The sequence below is a fragment of the Nocardia sp. CDC519 genome (assembly GCF_059509835.1).
Map to the genome: position 1 here is coordinate 2456825 of NZ_CM183377.1, position 17218 is coordinate 2474042.

Sequence of the window (17218 nt, forward strand, 5' to 3'; positions counted from 1 at the left end):
GTCGCACGTGTCGGGAAGTCCGTTCGTTGTGTTGCCTCTGCTTTTTTTGGAGGCGTCGCTAGGGAGCAGCGCGCACCCGTCCATCCCGAGCGGATGGACGGGTGCGCGCACAGCGGGCGCGGGCCGCGGTGCGGCGGTGCCCGGCAGCGACGGTGCACAAGGGATCTACCTGCGCGGATGCTCCCGCAACGCGCACATCCGCGGGGACCATGCCCGGCGGCGCTTTAGGCTGGGAATGTGAGCATCGAGCTGGACCCGGAACAGTCCACCAAGCCCGGCCCCTGGCGCGCCTTCCGGAATCGGGTGAGCGCTCGGCCTACCCTGAACCTCGCCTACCGGATCGGGGTAGCGCTGGTCGGGACCATTGTGCTCGTCATCGGCATCGTCGCGATTCCCTATCCCGGCCCCGGCTGGGCGATGGTTTTCGCCGGTCTCGGCATCCTGGCCACCGAATTCTCCTGGGCGCGGCGCGCCCTCGGCTGGCTGCGGGACCGATACCGGCAGGTCATGGCCTGGTACGGCGCCCGCGGACCGGTGTTCAAGACAGTGGCCGCGCTGGCCACCGCCGCGCTCGTCGTGGCGACCCTGTGGGTTCTCGGAACGTTCGGATTGATCGGCGGCTGGATCGGAGTCGAATGGCCATGGTTGCGCAGTCCCCTGATGTCGTGAACACCGTCCCGGGCCGGATGCTCACCGACCCGGACTGGTTGACCGCACGCATCGCGGAGATGGGGCGCTCCTGGGGGACGGGCGCGGCGCGCGTCGGCGGCACCCTGTGGTGGTGCATGGTGGCCTCGGCGCTGGTCGAGCCCATCGCACGGGCCTACGCCGCCGGTGAGCGCGCGCCACTGGCACGGCTGGACCGCATCGGATGCGAAGTACGGCCCGACGGCGGCGTCGACCGCATCGTCTTCGACGGATCGGCCCACGTCGTCGATGAGACTGCCGGCCCGGTGTCGGATTCGACCGCGGAGTGCACCGATGAACTCGCTCGGACCGGCGGCGCCTCGACCGCTGCCCACGCCGGCCGCGAGGAGGACCAGAGCCGGTGCGATGGCGCGGCGACCGGCGAGCGTGCCGGGTCGGTCGAGGGCGCCGTGCAGACCGTCGTCTCGAAACCAGGCGGAATCCACGACAGCGGGGCGGTGGTGGATCAGGATCTGTCCGGCCCGGCGCACTCAGCGGCGGGGACCGCGCTGCGGGATACGCTCGCGGCGGTGATCGCCCAGGTCGCGGCCGTTTCCGGGGCGAAGCCGCCGGCCCTGTGGGCGGTGGTCGCCGACGCGATCGGCAACCGCGCGATCGACGCGGGCGTTCCCGAAGCGGGCACCCGACTGGCGGGCGAGATCGGCGGCAAGCTGCCCGCGCCACGGTTCGTCGAGATCGGTGAGCGCACGTTCGTCCGCCGCATCTCCTGCTGCCTGGTCTACGAGGTACCCGGATGCGAGATGTGCACCTCCTGCCCGAAACGGCCCAGCGCCGAACGCGAGCGGTTGCTCGCCCAGACCGCCGCGCGCGGCTGATCGGCGCCCGGTCCGTCGTCACATGAGCGCGGACCTCCCGATAGCATGGTCGCGGCCGGGTTCCACCCGGCCTGCGATCGACGGACCAGCCGTCACACGCCGGATAGAACCGGAGTGAACGGCTGCCCGACACCGGAGCGAGCCGGACCGAGACCGGCCGCGGGAACCAAGGAGAGCACAGCCGTGACCACCACAGCCCCCCTCAGCCCAGCCGCCCTCGTCCGGGTGCCGGCCGGGACTACGGCGGGTGCCGCGGTGCGTGAGGCGGGCCTGCCGACCAAGGGACCGGAGACCATCGTCGTGGTGCGCGACGCCGCGGGCGATCTCAAGGACCTGTCCTGGACCCCGGATGTCGACGTCGAGGTGACCGCGGTCGCGGCCAATACCGAGGCCGGGCGCAGCGTCATCCGGCATTCGGCCGCGCATGTGCTGGCCCAGGCGGTGCAGCAGGAATTTCCCGAAGCCAAGCTCGGTATCGGCCCGCCGATCAAGGACGGCTTCTACTACGACTTCCGCGTCGACAAGCCGTTCACCCCGGAGGATCTGGCCAAGCTGGAATCCAGGATGAAGAAGATCATCAAAGGCGCGCAGCGGTTTTCGCGCCGGGTGGTCGAGGTCGAAGACGCCAGGGTGGAGCTGGCCGGCGAGCCGTTCAAGCTGGAGCTGATCAGCGACAAGTCCGGCATCGACGATCCCGAGGTGATGGAGGTCGGCGGTAAAGAGCTGACCATCTACGACAATCTCGACCCGCGCACCGGGGAACGGGTGTGGGGCGATCTGTGCCGCGGCCCGCACATCCCCACCACCAAGTTCATCCCCGCCTTCAAGCTCACCCGCAGCTCCGCCGCCTACTGGCGTGGCGATCAGAACCGCGAGGACCTGCAGCGCATCTACGGCACCGCATGGGAGTCGCCGGAGGCGCTCGACGAGTACATGCATCTGCTGGCCGAGGCCGAACGCCGCGATCACCGCAAGCTCGGCCTGGAGCTGGACCTGTTCAGCTTCCCGGACGAGCTCGGCTCGGGCCTGCCGGTGTTCCACCCCAAGGGCGGCATCATCCGTAAGGAACTCGAGGAGTACTCGCGGCGCAGGCATGTGGCGGCCGGCTATGAGTTCGTCAACACCCCGCACATCACCAAGGGTCATCTGTTCCAGGTGTCCGGTCACCTGGACTGGTACCGCGACGGCATGTTCCCGGCGATGCACCTGGACGCCGAGTACAACGAGGACGGCACCGTCCGCAAGCCCGGCCAGGACTACTACGTCAAGCCGATGAACTGCCCGATGCACAACCTGATCTTCCGCTCGCGCGGGCGGTCGTATCGGGAGTTGCCGCTGCGGCTGTTCGAATTCGGCTCGGTGTACCGGTACGAGAAGTCCGGTGTGGTGCACGGCCTGACCCGGGTGCGTGGCATGACCCAGGACGACGCGCACATCTACTGCACCAAGGAGCAGATGCACGCGGAGCTGACGAACACCCTGCACTTCGTGCTGGATCTGCTGAAGGACTACGGCCTCGACGACTTCTACCTGGAGCTGTCGACCAAGGATCCGGAGAAGTTCGTCGGCTCCGACGAGATCTGGGAGGAGGCCACCGAGACCCTGTCGAAGGTGGCCGCGGCCTCCGGCCTGGAGCTGGTGCCGGATCCGGGCGGCGCCGCGTTCTACGGGCCGAAGATCTCGGTGCAGGCCAAGGACGCGCTCGGGCGCACCTGGCAGATGTCGACCATCCAGCTCGACTTCAACCTGCCCGAACGGTTCAACCTCGAATACACCGCCTCGGACGGCACCAAGCAGCGTCCGGTGATGATCCACCGCGCCCTGTTCGGTTCGATCGAACGTTTCTTCGGTGTGCTCACCGAGCACTACGCGGGCGCGTTCCCGGCGTGGCTGTCGCCGGTGCAGGTGGTCGGCATCCCGGTCGCCGAGACCTTCGCGCCGCACCTGGACCGGGTGATCGAGCTGCTGCACGAGGCCGGAGTGCGCGCGCAGGTGGACCGCAGCGATGACCGGATGCAGAAGAAGATCTTCAACAACACCGCGCAGAAGGTGCCGTTCATGCTGCTGGCCGGCGAGCGTGACGTGAACGCCGACGCCGTCAGCTTCCGGTTCCGGGACGGGACCCAGGTCAACGGCGTGCCGGTGGCCGACGCGGTGGAGACCATCGTCGACTGGATCGCCCGGCGCGACAACAGCTCGCCGACCGCGGAAGGTTTCGAGATCCGGCCCGCGGGTGGCGGTGAGCGTCGATGAGCGACAGCGGCGCCGCCGCGCTGCGGGGCACCGACAACGGCGGCGACATCGTCGATCACGGTGCGGGCGAACCCGACCGGTTGCAGCGGCTGTGGACGCCCTACCGGATGTCCTATATCGCGGAGGCGGCCACCGCCACACCCAAGGACGCGACCGGGCACCCGTTCACCGACATCCCGAAGATGACCGACGAGGACGGCCTGGTCGTCGCCCGCGGTGAACTGGTGTACGCGGTGCTCAACCTGTACCCGTACAACCCCGGTCACCTGATGGTGGTGCCGTACCGCCGCGTCGCGAACCTGGAAGACCTCACCGAGGCCGAGAGCGCCGAACTGATGAAGTTCACCCAGCAGGCGATCCGGGTGATGAAGAAGGTCTCGCGGCCGCACGGGTTCAATGTCGGGCTCAATCTCGGCGGCGTGGCGGGTGGATCGCTGGCCGACCACCTGCACCAGCACATCGTGCCCCGCTGGGGCGGCGACGCGAACTTCATCACGGTGGTCGGCGGGGTGAAGGTGATGCCCCAGTTGCTCAGGGAGACCAGGGCGCTGCTCGCCGCGGCCTGGGACGAGGAGTAGATCGGTGCTCAGCATCTTCGGTCGCGCGACGTTCGCCAAAGCGACGGCGCCGCTCGGCAGGGCACTGGTGCGCACCGGCCTCACCCCCGACGCGATGACCCTGATCGGCACCGCCGCCTCGATCATCGCGGCGATGACGCTGTTCCCGACCGGTCACCTGTTCTGGGGCACCATGGTGATCTGGCTGTTCGTCATGTTCGACATGCTCGACGGCGCCATGGCCCGGGCCCGCGGCGGTGGCACCAAATATGGTGCGGTGCTCGACGCCACCTGCGACCGGGTCGCCGACGGTGCGATCTTCGGTGGTCTGGCCTGGTGGGCGGTCTATCACGAGCAGAGCAAGCCGTTGTTGTTCGCTACCCTGGTCGTGCTGGTGACCTCGCAGGTGATCTCCTACGCGAAGGCCAGGGCCGAAGCCAGCGGTCTGTCCGCCGACGGCGGGCTCATCGAACGCCCGGATCGGCTGGTCATCGTGCTGGTGGGCGCGGGATTCACCGGCATCGGCGGATATTGGGGGATCGAATGGCTGACCTGGGCGGTGCACGTCGCGATGTGGATCCTCGCGGTGCTCAGCATCGTGACGGTGCTGCAGCGCGTGCTGGCGGTGCGCAATTCGGCGGGAGCGCGCGACATCATCCCGATGACGCCGCCGCAGGCACAGACCGAGGGTTCCACGGACCCGGAGCGGCGGTCGTGACCGCGACCGAGGCCCGCCCTGCGCCCATGCAGTCCGAGGACGGCTTCGCCGGGCGGGTCAAGGGTGCATTCAGTGACCGCGCCTACGCAGCGGGCTGGCGCGTCGTGCGCGCGCTGCCGGAGCCGACGGCCCGCAGACTGTTCGACTGGGGCGCCGACCGCGCGGTGCGCGGCGGCGGCCCACACCAGCTGCGCCGCAACCTCGCCCGGGTGCTCGGCCTGGCCCCGGACGCCGTGCCGGACGAACTGATGCGCGCGAGTATGCGCTCCTACGCTCGGTATTGGCGCGAGGCGTTCCGGCTGCCCACCATGGACCACGCGGCGCTGGCGTCCTCCGGCCGGATGCCGGTGGAAGGCATTCCGTATCTGGATGCCGCGCTGGCGGATGGCCGCGGCGTGATCTTTGTGCTGCCGCATTCGGGCAACTGGGATATGGCCGGGATGTGGCTGGTGCAGAACTACGGCACCTTCACCACCGTCGCGGAAAGGCTGAAACCGGAATCGTTGTTCGAACGGTTCGTCGCCTACCGGGAGAGCCTCGGTTTCGAGGTGTTCCCGCTCACCGGCGGCGAGCAACCGCCGTTTCCGCAACTGGCGGCGCGGCTGCGGGAGAACAAGATCGTCTGCCTGATGGGTGAGCGGGACCTCACCGGCAAGGGTGTGCCGGTGAACTTCTTCGGCGAGCGCACCTGGATGCCCGCCGGCGCGGCGAAACTGGCCATCGAGACCGGCGCGGCGCTGATGCCGGTACATGCCTGGTTCACCGTCGACGACGCGGGCGTCGAAGGCTGGGGTCTGAAAACCGGCGCACCGCTGGACGTTTCAGGAGGCGTCGCCGCGGCCACACAAGCGCTCGCGGACCGGTTCGCGGCGAATATCGCCGCTCATCCGGCCGACTGGCACATGTTGCAGCCGCTGTGGGAAGACGATCTGTCCGAGCAGAGACGGTCCAGGATCGCGGCCGCGCAGGCCGGACTGGACGAGCCCGGCGCGCGTGGCGGGAACACCGGTGGGGGAGTTGCGCAGCGATGAAGATCGGCATGGTCTGCCCCTATTCGTTCGATGTCCCGGGTGGTGTGCAGGCGCATGTGGTCGAGCTGGCGCGGGTGATGATCGAACGCGGGCACAAGGTGAGTGTGCTTGCGCCCGCGTCCGATTCGACTCCGCTGCCGGATTTCGTGGTTTCCGCCGGTCGCGCGGTGGCCATCCCGTACAACGGGTCGGTCGCCCGGTTGTCGTTCGGTCCGACGGCCTACACCCGGATCCGCCGCTGGATCGACGGCAACGATTTCGACGTGCTGCACATCCACGAGCCGAACGCGCCGAGCCTGTCGATGCTCGCGCTCAAGATCGCCGAAGGCCCGATCGTGGCGACCTTCCACACCTCGACCACGAAATCGCTGGTGCTCAGCACTTTTCAGGGCGTGCTTCGGCCGTATCACGAGAAGATCAGCGGCCGGATCGCGGTCTCGGAGCTGGCGCGGCGCTGGCAGGTGGAGGCGCTCGGCTCGGATGCGGTGGAGATACCCAACGGTGTCGACGTCGCATCCTTCGCCCGCGCCCCGATGCTGCCCGGCTATCCGCGATCCGGTGGCACGGTGCTGTTCCTCGGGCGCTACGACGAACCGCGCAAGGGCATGGAGGTCCTGCTCGGGGCGCTGCCGGAACTGGTGCGCAGGCATCCGGAGATCGAGATCCTGATCGTCGGCCGCGGCGACGAGGAACGGCTGCGCAGAGAGGCAGGCCCACACGCCGGGCATCTGCGGTTCCTCGGGCAGGTCTCCGATGCGGAGAAGGCCTCGGCGATGCGCAGCGCCGACGTCTATGTGGCGCCGAATCTGGGCGGGGAGAGTTTCGGCATCATCCTGATCGAGGCCATGGCCGCCGGCACCGCGGTCGTCGCCAGCGAACTCGACGCTTTCCGGCGGGTGCTGCGCGACGGGACGGCGGGTCTGCTGGTGCCGGTCGGTGATTCGGTGGCACTGGCCGCCGCACTCGACACCGTGCTCACCGACGAGGCGCGGCGCAGCGAGCTCGTGCGGGCAGCCACCCAGGTGGTCGGCGAATACGACTGGCCGGTGGTGGCCGAACAGATCCTGCGGGTGTACGAGACGGTGACCGTCGGCGACATCCGGGTGAGGGCAGCCGGATGATCACCTTCTCCGCGACAACGGTTCTCGTCCTTGCTCTGATCGCCGCGGTGGTCGTGGCCATCGGCGTGTGGGCGTACTCCACGGCCAACCGGCTCGACCGGCTGCATGTGCGCTCGGACCAGTCCTGGCAGGCCCTCGACGGCGCGCTGGCCCGGCGGGCGGTGGTGGCGCGGGCGGTGGCGATGGCGATCGCGGGCCCGGTCTCGGATCCGGCGCTCGCCGAGCAGGCCAAACAGTTGTCCACGCTGGCCGACCGCGCCGAACGCGCCGGACGCGCCGATCGGGAAACAGTGGAGAATCGGCTTTCCGCCGCCCTGTCCGCGGTCGATATCGGGCAGCTGCGTCCGCAACTGGTGGCCGAACTCGCCGACGCCGAGGCCAGGGTGCTGATCGCGCGCCGATTCCACAACGACGCCGTCCGCGACACGCTCGCGCTGCGCACCCGGCGCCCGGTGCGGATTCTGCACCTGGGCGGTACCGCACCGCTGCCCACGTATTTCGAGATCACCGAGCGCGCCACCCCGGCGGCCGCGACCGGGCTCGAGGTCGACACCATCCGCACCTCGGCCCGCGCGGTGCTGGTCGACGAGCAGGACCGGGTGCTGCTCATGCGCGGCAACGACCCGAAGGTGCCCGAGGTCTCGTTCTGGTTCACCGTCGGCGGCGGCGTGGAGCCGGGGGAGAGCCTGCGCGCGGCGGCGGTCCGCGAAATCCACGAGGAAACCGGCTACACCGCGGATCCGGCGGCGCTGCGCGGCCCGATCTGGCGGCGGGTGGCGGTGTTCCCGTTCAACGGTGAACTCATCCGCTCCGAAGAGTTGTTCTTCGCCCTGCGCGTGCGGCAGTTCGATCCGCGCCCGGCCAACCTCACCTACGTCGAGCGTCGCTCGATCACCGGGCACCGCTGGTGCACCGCCGCCGACATCACCGCCTTCGACGCCGCGGGCGAGACCGTGTATCCGTACCACCTCGACGAACTCATCGCCGAAGCCGCGGCCGCCGCCGACGCCGACACCGACCCAGAGGTCCGTTCCATTCGCTGACCAGGGGATTTCGCATTCGGTGTGACCGGATTCACCACCGTGCTACCGTCGATGCGGTTTGACCGGCCGAGCGAGGGTCGACTCGGTGGGTGGAGGTGAATGAGTACGTGTCGTACATCCTGTTCGATTTCCTGATGCCGATCATCGGCGCCGCCGCCGCGGAGTACTGGGCGACGTTGCTGGTGATCAACCCGATCTGATCGAAACCGGCAGTTCGCCGGGCCCGTCGACGCCGGATCGGGCCCGGCGAATTCGTCCTCCCACGGCACCGCGAGCGGTCCAGTCCGGCCGTAACGCGACGAACGCCCTGGTCGTGGCAAGGCCAGTCGTGTTCAACTGGCTATCAAGGGCACTTCGGGGCACGCCTAGAATCGTGTCGTTCTACCGCTGACGACCCATAGGCGCACATGACACAGGAGTTTGCCGTGACCACGCCCGAGACCACCCAGACCACCGAGGCGACCCGTGAGGCGGGTACCGCCCGCGTGAAGCGCGGCATGGCCGAAATGCTCAAGGGCGGGGTGATCATGGACGTCGTCACCCCCGAGCAGGCCAAGATCGCCGAGGACGCCGGTGCGGTCGCCGTCATGGCGCTCGAGCGGGTGCCCGCCGATATCCGCGCCCAGGGCGGCGTGTCCCGGATGAGCGATCCGGACATGATCGACGGCATCATCTCCGCGGTGTCGATTCCGGTGATGGCCAAGGCACGCATCGGCCACTTCGTGGAGGCGCAGATCCTGCAGAGCCTCGGCGTCGACTACATCGACGAGTCCGAGGTGCTCACCCCCGCCGATTACACCAACCACATCGACAAGTGGAACTTCACCGTTCCCTTCGTCTGTGGCGCCACCAACCTCGGTGAGGCCCTACGCCGCATCACCGAAGGCGCGGCCATGATCCGCTCCAAGGGCGAGGCCGGCACCGGTGACGTCTCCAACGCCACCACCCACATGCGCCAGATCCGCCAGGAGATCCGCAAGCTGTCGTCGCTGCCCGCCGACGAGCTCTACGTCGCCGCCAAGGAGTTGCAGGCACCCTACGAGCTGGTCCGCGAGGTCGCCGAGACCGGCAAGCTGCCGGTGGTGCTGTTCACCGCCGGCGGTATCGCCACCCCGGCCGACGCCGCGATGATGATGCAGCTCGGCGCCGAGGGTGTGTTCGTAGGTTCGGGCATCTTCAAGTCCGGCAACCCGGCCCAGCGGGCCGCCGCCATCGTCAAGGCCACCACCTTCTACGACGACGCCGACGTGCTCGCCAAGGTGTCGCGTGGCCTGGGTGAGGCCATGGTCGGCATCAACGTCGACGATTTGCCCGTGAGCCACCGGCTGGCCGAACGCGGCTGGTAAACGCTGGTATATAAGGCGATTCGAGCCCGCGCTGCCGAGATTCGGCAGCGCGGGCTCGTTGCGTATACCGGACAATGAGGTGATGGAACGGCTGATCGACCTCGCCCGCCACCGCAACATACTGTGTGGTCACGGCCTTGTTGCTTCTGAGATAGGTTCCAGCTGCTGCGACCACGTGAAGGGGGACCTGTGAAGGCTGTCGACTCGCACCTGCTGACGCTGCTGAAGGCGAGCAGTCAATTCATCGTGCCGATCTACCAGCGGCTCTACTCGTGGCAGGAGGGGGAGTGCGCACAGCTGTGGGCCGATATCCTCCGAGCCGGCTCGACAGAGACTCTTGGCTCACATTTCACGGGGTCGATCGTCTATGTCGCCAAGGACAAGTCGACCAACACCTCGGCCGAGCCCGACTTGATCATCGACGGTCAGCAGCGCGTGACCACGGTGACATTGATCCTCGCAGCACTCGCATCCCGTTTGGACGCGCTGCCGGAAGGCGATCGAGAGCCCTCGGACGGCTTCTCACCCAAGAAGATTCGCAACCGGTTCCTGCTCAATGACGATGAAGACGGCGAGCGGCAGTTCAAGCTGATCCTGTCCCAGAACGACAAGCATGCGCTCATCGCGATTCTCCAGGGCGCTGAGCCGCCGAGCGACATGATCACCCGCGTCACCGCGAACTACCGGTACTTCCAGGAGAAGCTGGCCGATCCGGACCTCGACTTGGGCGTCGTGTGCCGCGGTCTCGACAAGCTCATGGTCGTCGACGTGAAACTCGAGCGAGGCGTCGACAACCCGCAGTTGGTGTTCGAGGCTATGAACTCGACCGGGAAGAAGCTGTCGCAGGCTGATCTGATCCGCAACTATGTCCTGATGGACCTGCCGCCCAAACAGCAGGAGAAGCTCTACTCGACCTACTGGCGCCCCATGGAACTGGAGTTCTCCGGCGCGGCGGAGAGCCAGTTCGATGAGTTCGTCCGGCACTACTTGACGATCAAGACGGGCGAGATCCCGCGGCTGGACGACATCTACGAAGCCTTCAAGGACCATGCGGCACGGTTCACGGCCGCCGAGGACACGATCGAGTCGCTGGTCGTCGAACTGCGCCAGTACGCCCGCCGGTACTGCGCGATGGCGTTGGGCAAGGAGGCGGATCCGCGGCTGCGGCAGGCGTTCACCGACCTGGACCAGGTCAAGGCAGACGTCGTCTACCCGTTCCTGCTCGAGGTCTACACCGACTACGAGCTCGGGATCTTGACCTCCGACGGTGTGCTCGAAATCGTCGACCTGGTGATCTCGTATATCTTCCGCCGTGCTGTCTGCCGTATCCCGACGAACTCGCTGAACAAGACCTTCGCCGGCTTCAGCGCCGCCGTGCGTAAGGACCGCTACCTCGACAGCGTCAAGGCCAACTTCCTCAGCTTCAGGAGCTACCGCCGATTCCCGAGCGACGCGGAGTTCATCGCCGACCTGACGGCCAACGACCTGTACAACTTCCGTCGCCGCTCCTACTTTTTGCGCAAGCTCGAGAACCACGGCCGCAAGGAGCTCGTGACGATCGAGGATTACTCGATCGAACATATCCTTCCGCAGAACGAGCACCTCTCCGCGGACTGGCAGGCGGCACTAGGTGAGGACTGGCAGAACGTGCAGGCCGAATACCTGCACACGCTGGGGAACCTGACCCTCACCGGTTACAACTCCGAGTACTCCGACCACTCCTTCGCCAAGAAGCGCGACATGGAAGGCGGGTTCAAGGACAGTCCGCTCCGGCTGAACCGCGGCCTCGGGCAACTGGAGACCTGGAACGCGGACGAGATCCAGAAGCGGGCCAGGCGACTCGCCGACGATGCGCTAGAGATCTGGTCTCGGCCCGAGCTGTCGGCTGACACGATCGCGGAGTTTCAGGGCAAGCGGGCGGAGTCGGACTTCACGATCGAGGACCACCCCCATCTCCTGCTGCCCGCGCGGCGCGCGCTGTTCGAGAAGTTCAGCGACGAGGTCCTCGCCCTGGACCCGGGCATCACGCGTCAGTTCCTGAAGCTCTACGTCGCGTTCAAGGCCGAGACCAATTTCGTCGACGTCGTGCCACAGAAGGCGAGGATGAGGCTCAGCCTGAACATCCCCATCGAAGCGCTGCACGATGAGCGCCGCCTGGCATGGGATGTCAGCAACAAGGGCCACTGGGGCAACGGCCCGACCGAGGTCGGCCTGGCCGAGGACTCCGACCTCGGCTACGTCCTCGGGCTGGTCCGCCAGGCGTTCGAGTTCCAGATGGGTGGAGACTGAGTGTGTGCGCTCGCCAGGCTGCCAATCTTGGACCACGGCATCAACGTCGAGGAGATCGCGCAGCCGCACCGGCTGGCCGAGCGCGGTTGGTGAGGCGGCGCCCGTGGTAGGGCGTCGAGGGCTTGTCGGAGCGGGTGTCACGTCAGTGCGCCCGCTTCGCCGCATTGCGGACTGTCGGCGCGCTCGTGGACCCCGCGCGCTCGAACCCACCACGATCCGCGTCGGCCGGACGCACTGCTGAATCCGTTGCTCTCGTGCTAGTTTCCGAGTCTCGGCCAACGGGTTGCGCCGATTTCATGACGCAGGAGGTACGCGCGAATGACGCTTCGCAGGGCAGGCCTTCTCGTCTTCGCAAGTCTGGCATTGACATTCGGACCGGGCGGCCCGGCCGGCGCCGACAGTGATCCGCCGCCGAGCGCCGAAGCACTCGACGACCAGCTGACCACCGGACTCGACCCGATGGCGCGGATGTGGGCGTGGACCCATCCGGTCCGCAACGAGCACAAGCTCGCGTTCGTCGAGGGCGCTCGAGCCGATCCCGAGCTGCCGTACCGGCTGGCGCGGACGGTGCACGAGACCGGGGCGAAGCTGCGCATCATCGGGGTGAATCCGAAGCGCTTCGGCGACGCCTTCTACGCGAACGCCAACATCACTCTCACCGGCCAGACCAGCCCCGTCGAGATACCGTTCGTGCTCGAGGACGGCGAGTGGAAGGTGCAGTTGATCTGGGCCTGCACGATGCTGTCGATGCTCGGCGAACAGTCACCCGCCTGCGTGTGAGGCGGGCGACGACGCCGAGCGGTGGTGTGTTGCGGGATCGTGGCCCGGTGTGACCGCCGTCATCCGGGTTGCCGCTCGCGCGGCCCCCTGCCGGTTCCCGGCCCGCCTGCGTGCGAACATAAGAGTCCCGTCGGGTCCCGGCCGGTCCGTAGTTGCCGTCCGATAACCCGCGCGGTTGTGCAGTACTCGGACGACCGGCCAGTGGCACGGAGAGGCGGAGAAGTTGGCGACCATCGAAGAAGCGCTGGAGATCGAGCGGCTCGAGCGGGACATCTTCCGTGGAGCCTCACCCAAGACCCAGTTGCAGCGGACCTTCGGCGGTCAGGTCGCCGGCCAGGCGCTGGTCTCGGCGGTGCGCACGGTGGATCCGCGGTTCCAGGTGCATTCGCTGCACGGCTATTTCCTGCGTCCGGGCAACCCCGACCAGCCCACGGTCTATCTGGTCGAGCGCATTCGTGACGGACGCTCCTTCTGCACCCGGCGGGTGACCGGCGTGCAGGACGGCGCCGCCATCTTCACCATGTCGGCCTCGTTCCACGTCGGCGACGACGGCCCGGCCCACCAGGACGAGATGCCGACGGTGCAGCCGCCAGAGGAACTGCCCGACGCCAAGACCACCATGAGCCCCGAACGGCTGTGGGCCATGCGGGAATGGGAGCACTGGGATATCCGCCCGGTGCCGCAGGAATCGGTCACCCAGCGGCCCGGTGTGGTGTCCCCGCAGCAGGTGTGGTTCCGCTACCGGCACCCGCTGCCCGACGACCCGCTGTTCCACGTGTGCACCCTCGCCTACATGAGCGATATGACCCTGCTGGGATCGTCGAAGGTCACCCACCCCGACGAGCCCACTCAGGACGCCTCGCTCGATCACGCCATGTGGTTCCTTCGCCCGTTCCGCGCCGACGACTGGCTGCTCTACGACCAGTCCTCCCCGTCGGCCGGCTTCGGCCGCGCGCTCACCAGCGGCAAGATCTTCAACCGCGCGGGCGAATTGGTCGCCTCGGTGGTTCAGGAAGGCCTGATCCGCACCCGGCGCGACAAGTAGCGACGACGCGCGGGCTGCCGGACCGGCTGGACGCGGAGGTGGCAGAGGAGGGCGTCGCTCATCCGCCGCAGCGTGCGTTCGAGTTCGTCGCTGCGATGGCTGGGTAGCACCCGACCCCAGCCGGTGGGTGGATCGACCTCGGCGACGACCACGATCTTGCGCCGATCCGGGAACTGTGCGCGCAGGTACCGTGCGACCGGACCGCCGACGGTGCCGTCGTCGCCGGGGAGCAGGACCAGCGGCACCTCCGGATGCCAGCTCTCCCACGCGGCGGTGAATTCCCCGGCCCGTTCGGCGTCCAGGCAGACGTGCACCGCCACGATGTCACTTCCCAGTGACAGCGCCGCCGACAGGGCCTCCCAGGTGAGGCTCGAAACATCGGCCACGGGTACGACGACTACGGCCTTGCGTGGCTGCGGGGGCGGGGGCACGAGGTCGGCGCTGCGATGGGTGCCGATGAGCCGGTACGCGCGCCGCACCCGCCGCATGCCGAACACCAGCGCGGCCAGCACGACGATGATCAGCCAGGCGCCCTCCCGGAATTTCATCGCCGTCGTCACCGCGGCCGCCGTCGCGGTGGTCGCGGCACCGAAGCCGTTGAGCGTCAACAGCAGTCGTCGCCGCCGTGCCTGCCGGTTGCTCCACCAGTGGCGCAGCAGCCCCGCCTGGGCGAGAGTGAAGCCGACGAACACCCCGATCGCGAACAGTGGCACCAGCGCATTCATGTTCCCACCCGAACCGATCAACAGCACCGCCGCGCAGAAGCCGAGGGTGAGCACACCGTAGCGGTACACCCGGCGCGGCGAACTGACCGCGAACCGGTGCGGCAGGCAGTTGTCGTCGGCGAGCAGCCGAGTCAATGTCGGCAGCCCGCCATAGGAGGTGTTCGCCGCCAGCGCCAGCAGCGCGACGGTGGCGAATTGCACGATGTAGTAGCCGATTCCGTGGCCCAGCGCCGCCTCGGTCAGCTGCGACAGCACGGTGGTGCCCGCGACGGGATGCACATGGAACTTCTCGATCAGCAGCGCGAGCCCGATCAGCATCGTGCCGAGCAGGGCACCCAAGGCGACCTCAGCGCGTTGAGCTCGCCGGACACCGGGCGCGCGGAAATCCGGCACCGCGTTCGCGATCGCCTCCACACCCGTCAACGCGGCGCATCCGCTGGAAAAGGCCTTGAGCAGCAACAGAACCCCGACCGCCTGCATATCCGTCACCGCGGCCGCGCCGGTGTTGAGGGCCGCCGGCTCCGAACGCAGCAGGCCCGCGACGATCACGGTGCCGATACCGGCCACGAACACGATCGTCGGGAGCATGAACGCTCGTGCGCTGTGCGTGATGCCCAGCAGATTCACCGCGGTGATGCCGATCAGGACGGCAAGACACAGCCACACCGTGTAGCCGTGCAGCGCCGGAAACGCCGACGTCAGCGCGGCCACCCCGGCCGCGATGGACACCGCGACATTCAGCACGTAGTCCACGATCAGCGAGGCCGCCGCCACCAGTGCCGCTCGGTCACCGAGCTGCGCCTTGGCCACCGCGTAGGCGCCGCCGCCATTCGGGAAGACCGCGATGACCTGCCGATAGGAGGCGATGAGGACCGCGAGCAGTGCCGTGATCGCCAAGGTGACCGGCAGCGTCATGCCGAGACCGGCCGCCCCCGCGGCGGCCAGCACCAGCACGATGGCCTCGGGGCCGTAGGAGACCGATGCCATGGCATCCAGCGAGAGGCCGGACACACCGGTCGAGACGGTGAGTCCGCGCGCCACGGGTGGGTCCGCACGCCGTACCGGCTCCGGCGACGGCAACACAGTTGTCATGTCAGTGAGTGTCGATCCGGACGTGAGGATCACCGGCACGGCTTGACGCAATGTTGACGGCGACCGTGAGCAGGCCCACACCCCGGTGCCTCGTAAGCTGTGCGGAGTGAACCTTTCAGCGGTCGCCGCACCCGCGGCGCAGACCTCCGCGAGCGAGAGCGCACAGCCGGCCATCGGTGTTCTCGCGTTGCAAGGCGATGTGCGCGAACACGTGACGGCGCTGCAGCGCTGCGGCGCGCGGCCGACGCTGGTGCGCCGGGTCGAGGAGCTGGCCGACGTGGACGGGCTGGTGCTGCCCGGCGGTGAATCCACCGCGATCAGCAAGTTGCTCCAGGTGTTCGACCTGCTGGAACCCCTGCGCGCCCGGCTGCGCGATGGCCTGCCCGCCTTCGGGTCGTGCGCGGGCATGATCCTGCTCGCCGATGAGGTGCTCGACACCAGGCCCGATGCCGAGCACCTGTCCGGCATCGATATGACGGTGCGGCGCAATGCCTTCGGACGCCAGGTCGATTCCTTCGAAACCGATCTGGAATTCGCCGGCCTCGACGACGGCCCGGTGCGCGCGGTGTTCATCCGGGCGCCGTGGGTCGAGCGGGTCGGTGCCGGCGTCGAGGTGCTGGCCCGGGTGCCGAGCGGGCCGGCCGCGGGCAAGATCGTCGCCGTGCGCCAGCGCAACGTGCTCGCGACCTCGTTCCACCCGGAGGTCACCGGGGATCTGCGGGTGCACCGCATGTTCGTCGACCTGGTCCGCAACGCCTGACCCGGTCGCCCCGCGGCCCCGCCGGTCGGGCGTATCGGCACTGCGTGATCAGGGGGCCGTCCCGTCCGGCCCTGCGGACCCGCCGAGTAGGCTGGGGAAGTTGTCCGACCGGCCGTGCCGGTACCGTAGACGACCACACGTGCCATCGACCTGAAGGAAGTAGGGGAATGAGCGGCCACTCCAAATGGGCCACCACCAAGCACAAGAAGGCGGCGATCGACGCGAAGCGCGGCAAGCTCTTCGCCAAGTTGATCAAGAACATCGAGGTGGCGGCCCGGACGGGTGGCGGTGACCCGGATGGCAACCCGACCCTGTACGACGCCATCCAGAAGGCGAAGAAGTCGTCGGTTCCCAACGACAACATCGAGCGCGCCCGCAAGCGCGGCGGCGGCGAGGAAGCCGGCGGCGCGGACTGGCAGACCATCATGTACGAGGGCTACGGCCCCAACGGCGTCGCGGTACTGATCGAATGCCTCACCGACAACCGCAACCGCGCCGCCGGTGAGGTGCGTGTCGCGATGACCCGCAACGGCGGCAACATGGCCGATCCGGGATCGGTGTCGTACCTGTTCCACCGCAAGGGCATCGTCACCCTGGAAAAGAACGGCCTCACCGAGGACGACGTGCTGATGGCGGTGCTGGATGCCGGCGCCGAAGAGGTCAACGACCTCGGTGAATCCTTCGAGATCATCAGCGAGCCCGGCGACCTGATCGCAGTGCGTTCGGCGCTACAGGCCGCGGGCATCGACTACGACTCCGCCGAGTCCGGCTTCCAGCCCTCGGTCAGTGTCGCGGTCGACGCCGACGGCGCCCGCAAGGTCTTCAAACTGGTCGACGCCCTCGAAGACAGCGACGACGTGCAGAACGTCTACACCAACGTCGACGTCTCCGACGAGGTGCTCGCCGAACTGGAGGACTAGCCCGGCAGCTCGCCG

15 protein-coding genes are annotated in these 17218 nt (G+C 68.0%); 14 read left to right on the forward strand and 1 reads right to left on the reverse strand.

The window, feature by feature from the left end; all coding sequences use genetic code 11:
• The first annotated feature begins 237 nt into the window (after nucleotides 1-237).
• The 12 genes from AC5W7N_RS11060 (at nucleotide 238) to AC5W7N_RS11115 (ending at nucleotide 13706) form a co-directional block, all read left to right on the forward strand.
• The gene (locus AC5W7N_RS11060) at nucleotides 238-669 is read left to right on the forward strand and encodes a TIGR02611 family protein (protein ID WP_195019653.1); all 432 of its coding nucleotides are present in this window, start codon (nucleotides 238-240) and stop codon (nucleotides 667-669) included.
• Nucleotides 666-1523: a (2Fe-2S)-binding protein gene (locus AC5W7N_RS11065; protein ID WP_324197319.1), complete on the forward strand. Its 858-nt coding sequence runs from the start codon at nucleotides 666-668 to the stop codon at nucleotides 1521-1523. Before AC5W7N_RS11060 ends, AC5W7N_RS11065 begins: the two co-directional genes overlap by 4 nt.
• A gap of 183 nt (nucleotides 1524-1706) precedes the next feature.
• On the forward strand, nucleotides 1707-3776 hold the full coding sequence (thrS, locus tag AC5W7N_RS11070; protein WP_195019652.1) for a threonine--tRNA ligase: 2070 nt from the start codon (nucleotides 1707-1709) through the stop codon (nucleotides 3774-3776).
• Nucleotides 3773-4354, forward strand: a complete 582-nt coding sequence (locus AC5W7N_RS11075) for an ATP adenylyltransferase (protein ID WP_163814336.1) — start codon at nucleotides 3773-3775, stop codon at nucleotides 4352-4354. Before thrS ends, AC5W7N_RS11075 begins: the two co-directional genes overlap by 4 nt.
• 4 nt (nucleotides 4355-4358) lie before the next feature.
• On the forward strand, nucleotides 4359-5051 hold the full coding sequence (pgsA, locus tag AC5W7N_RS11080) for a phosphatidylinositol phosphate synthase (protein WP_195019651.1): 693 nt from the start codon (nucleotides 4359-4361) through the stop codon (nucleotides 5049-5051).
• 26 nt (nucleotides 5052-5077) lie between these two features.
• The gene (locus AC5W7N_RS11085) at nucleotides 5078-6082 is read left to right on the forward strand and encodes a phosphatidylinositol mannoside acyltransferase (protein WP_495924088.1); all 1005 of its coding nucleotides are present in this window, start codon (nucleotides 5078-5080) and stop codon (nucleotides 6080-6082) included.
• On the forward strand, nucleotides 6079-7203 hold the full coding sequence (locus AC5W7N_RS11090) for a glycosyltransferase family 4 protein (protein WP_163814334.1): 1125 nt from the start codon (nucleotides 6079-6081) through the stop codon (nucleotides 7201-7203). Before AC5W7N_RS11085 ends, AC5W7N_RS11090 begins: the two co-directional genes overlap by 4 nt.
• Nucleotides 7203-8246, forward strand: a complete 1044-nt coding sequence (locus tag AC5W7N_RS11095) for an NUDIX hydrolase (RefSeq protein WP_495924090.1) — start codon at nucleotides 7203-7205, stop codon at nucleotides 8244-8246. Before AC5W7N_RS11090 ends, AC5W7N_RS11095 begins: the two co-directional genes overlap by 1 nt.
• A 425-nt stretch (nucleotides 8247-8671) precedes the next feature.
• Nucleotides 8672-9592, forward strand: a complete 921-nt coding sequence (gene pdxS / locus AC5W7N_RS11100; protein WP_280213811.1) for a pyridoxal 5'-phosphate synthase lyase subunit PdxS — start codon at nucleotides 8672-8674, stop codon at nucleotides 9590-9592.
• A 189-nt stretch (nucleotides 9593-9781) separates the two neighbouring features.
• On the forward strand, nucleotides 9782-11881 hold the full coding sequence (locus tag AC5W7N_RS11105) for a DUF262 and DUF1524 domain-containing protein (RefSeq protein WP_194989955.1): 2100 nt from the start codon (nucleotides 9782-9784) through the stop codon (nucleotides 11879-11881).
• A gap of 318 nt (nucleotides 11882-12199) precedes the next feature.
• The gene (locus tag AC5W7N_RS11110) at nucleotides 12200-12661 is read left to right on the forward strand and encodes an MTB12 C-terminal domain-containing protein (RefSeq protein ID WP_163814331.1); all 462 of its coding nucleotides are present in this window, start codon (nucleotides 12200-12202) and stop codon (nucleotides 12659-12661) included.
• A gap of 223 nt (nucleotides 12662-12884) precedes the next feature.
• Nucleotides 12885-13706 (forward strand): acyl-CoA thioesterase, encoded by an 822-nt coding sequence (locus AC5W7N_RS11115; protein ID WP_163814330.1) that lies wholly within the window; start codon nucleotides 12885-12887, stop codon nucleotides 13704-13706.
• On the opposite strand, the gene AC5W7N_RS11120 is transcribed toward AC5W7N_RS11115, so the two are convergent.
• The gene (locus tag AC5W7N_RS11120) at nucleotides 13670-15523 is read right to left on the reverse strand and encodes an APC family permease (protein WP_416383065.1); all 1854 of its coding nucleotides are present in this window, start codon (nucleotides 15521-15523) and stop codon (nucleotides 13670-13672) included. The two genes, AC5W7N_RS11115 and AC5W7N_RS11120, sit on opposite strands and share 37 nt — an antisense overlap.
• A gap of 106 nt (nucleotides 15524-15629) precedes the next feature.
• On the opposite strand from AC5W7N_RS11120, the gene pdxT reads away from it, so the two are divergent.
• A complete protein-coding gene (pdxT, locus tag AC5W7N_RS11125; protein ID WP_324197318.1) occupies nucleotides 15630-16283 on the forward strand; it encodes a pyridoxal 5'-phosphate synthase glutaminase subunit PdxT in 654 nt (217 codons plus the stop codon).
• Nucleotides 16284-16450: 167 nt separating this feature from the next.
• Entirely contained in the window at nucleotides 16451-17203 is a 753-nt protein-coding gene (locus tag AC5W7N_RS11130) for a YebC/PmpR family DNA-binding transcriptional regulator (RefSeq protein ID WP_163814328.1), read from the forward strand.
• Nucleotides 17204-17218 lie beyond the last annotated feature (15 nt).

Coding starts and splice junctions, on each gene's coding strand:
- AC5W7N_RS11090 (WP_163814334.1), top strand. CDS start 6,079: ATGAAGATCGGCATGGTCTGCCCCTATTCGTTCGATGTCCCGGGTGGT.
- AC5W7N_RS11075 (WP_163814336.1), top strand. CDS start 3,773: ATGAGCGACAGCGGCGCCGCCGCGCTGCGGGGCACCGACAACGGCGGC.
- AC5W7N_RS11130 (WP_163814328.1), top strand. CDS start 16,451: ATGAGCGGCCACTCCAAATGGGCCACCACCAAGCACAAGAAGGCGGCG.
- AC5W7N_RS11120 (WP_416383065.1), bottom strand. CDS start 15,523: ATGACAACTGTGTTGCCGTCGCCGGAGCCGGTACGGCGTGCGGACCCA.
- AC5W7N_RS11085 (WP_495924088.1), top strand. CDS start 5,078: ATGCAGTCCGAGGACGGCTTCGCCGGGCGGGTCAAGGGTGCATTCAGT.
- AC5W7N_RS11110 (WP_163814331.1), top strand. CDS start 12,200: ATGACGCTTCGCAGGGCAGGCCTTCTCGTCTTCGCAAGTCTGGCATTG.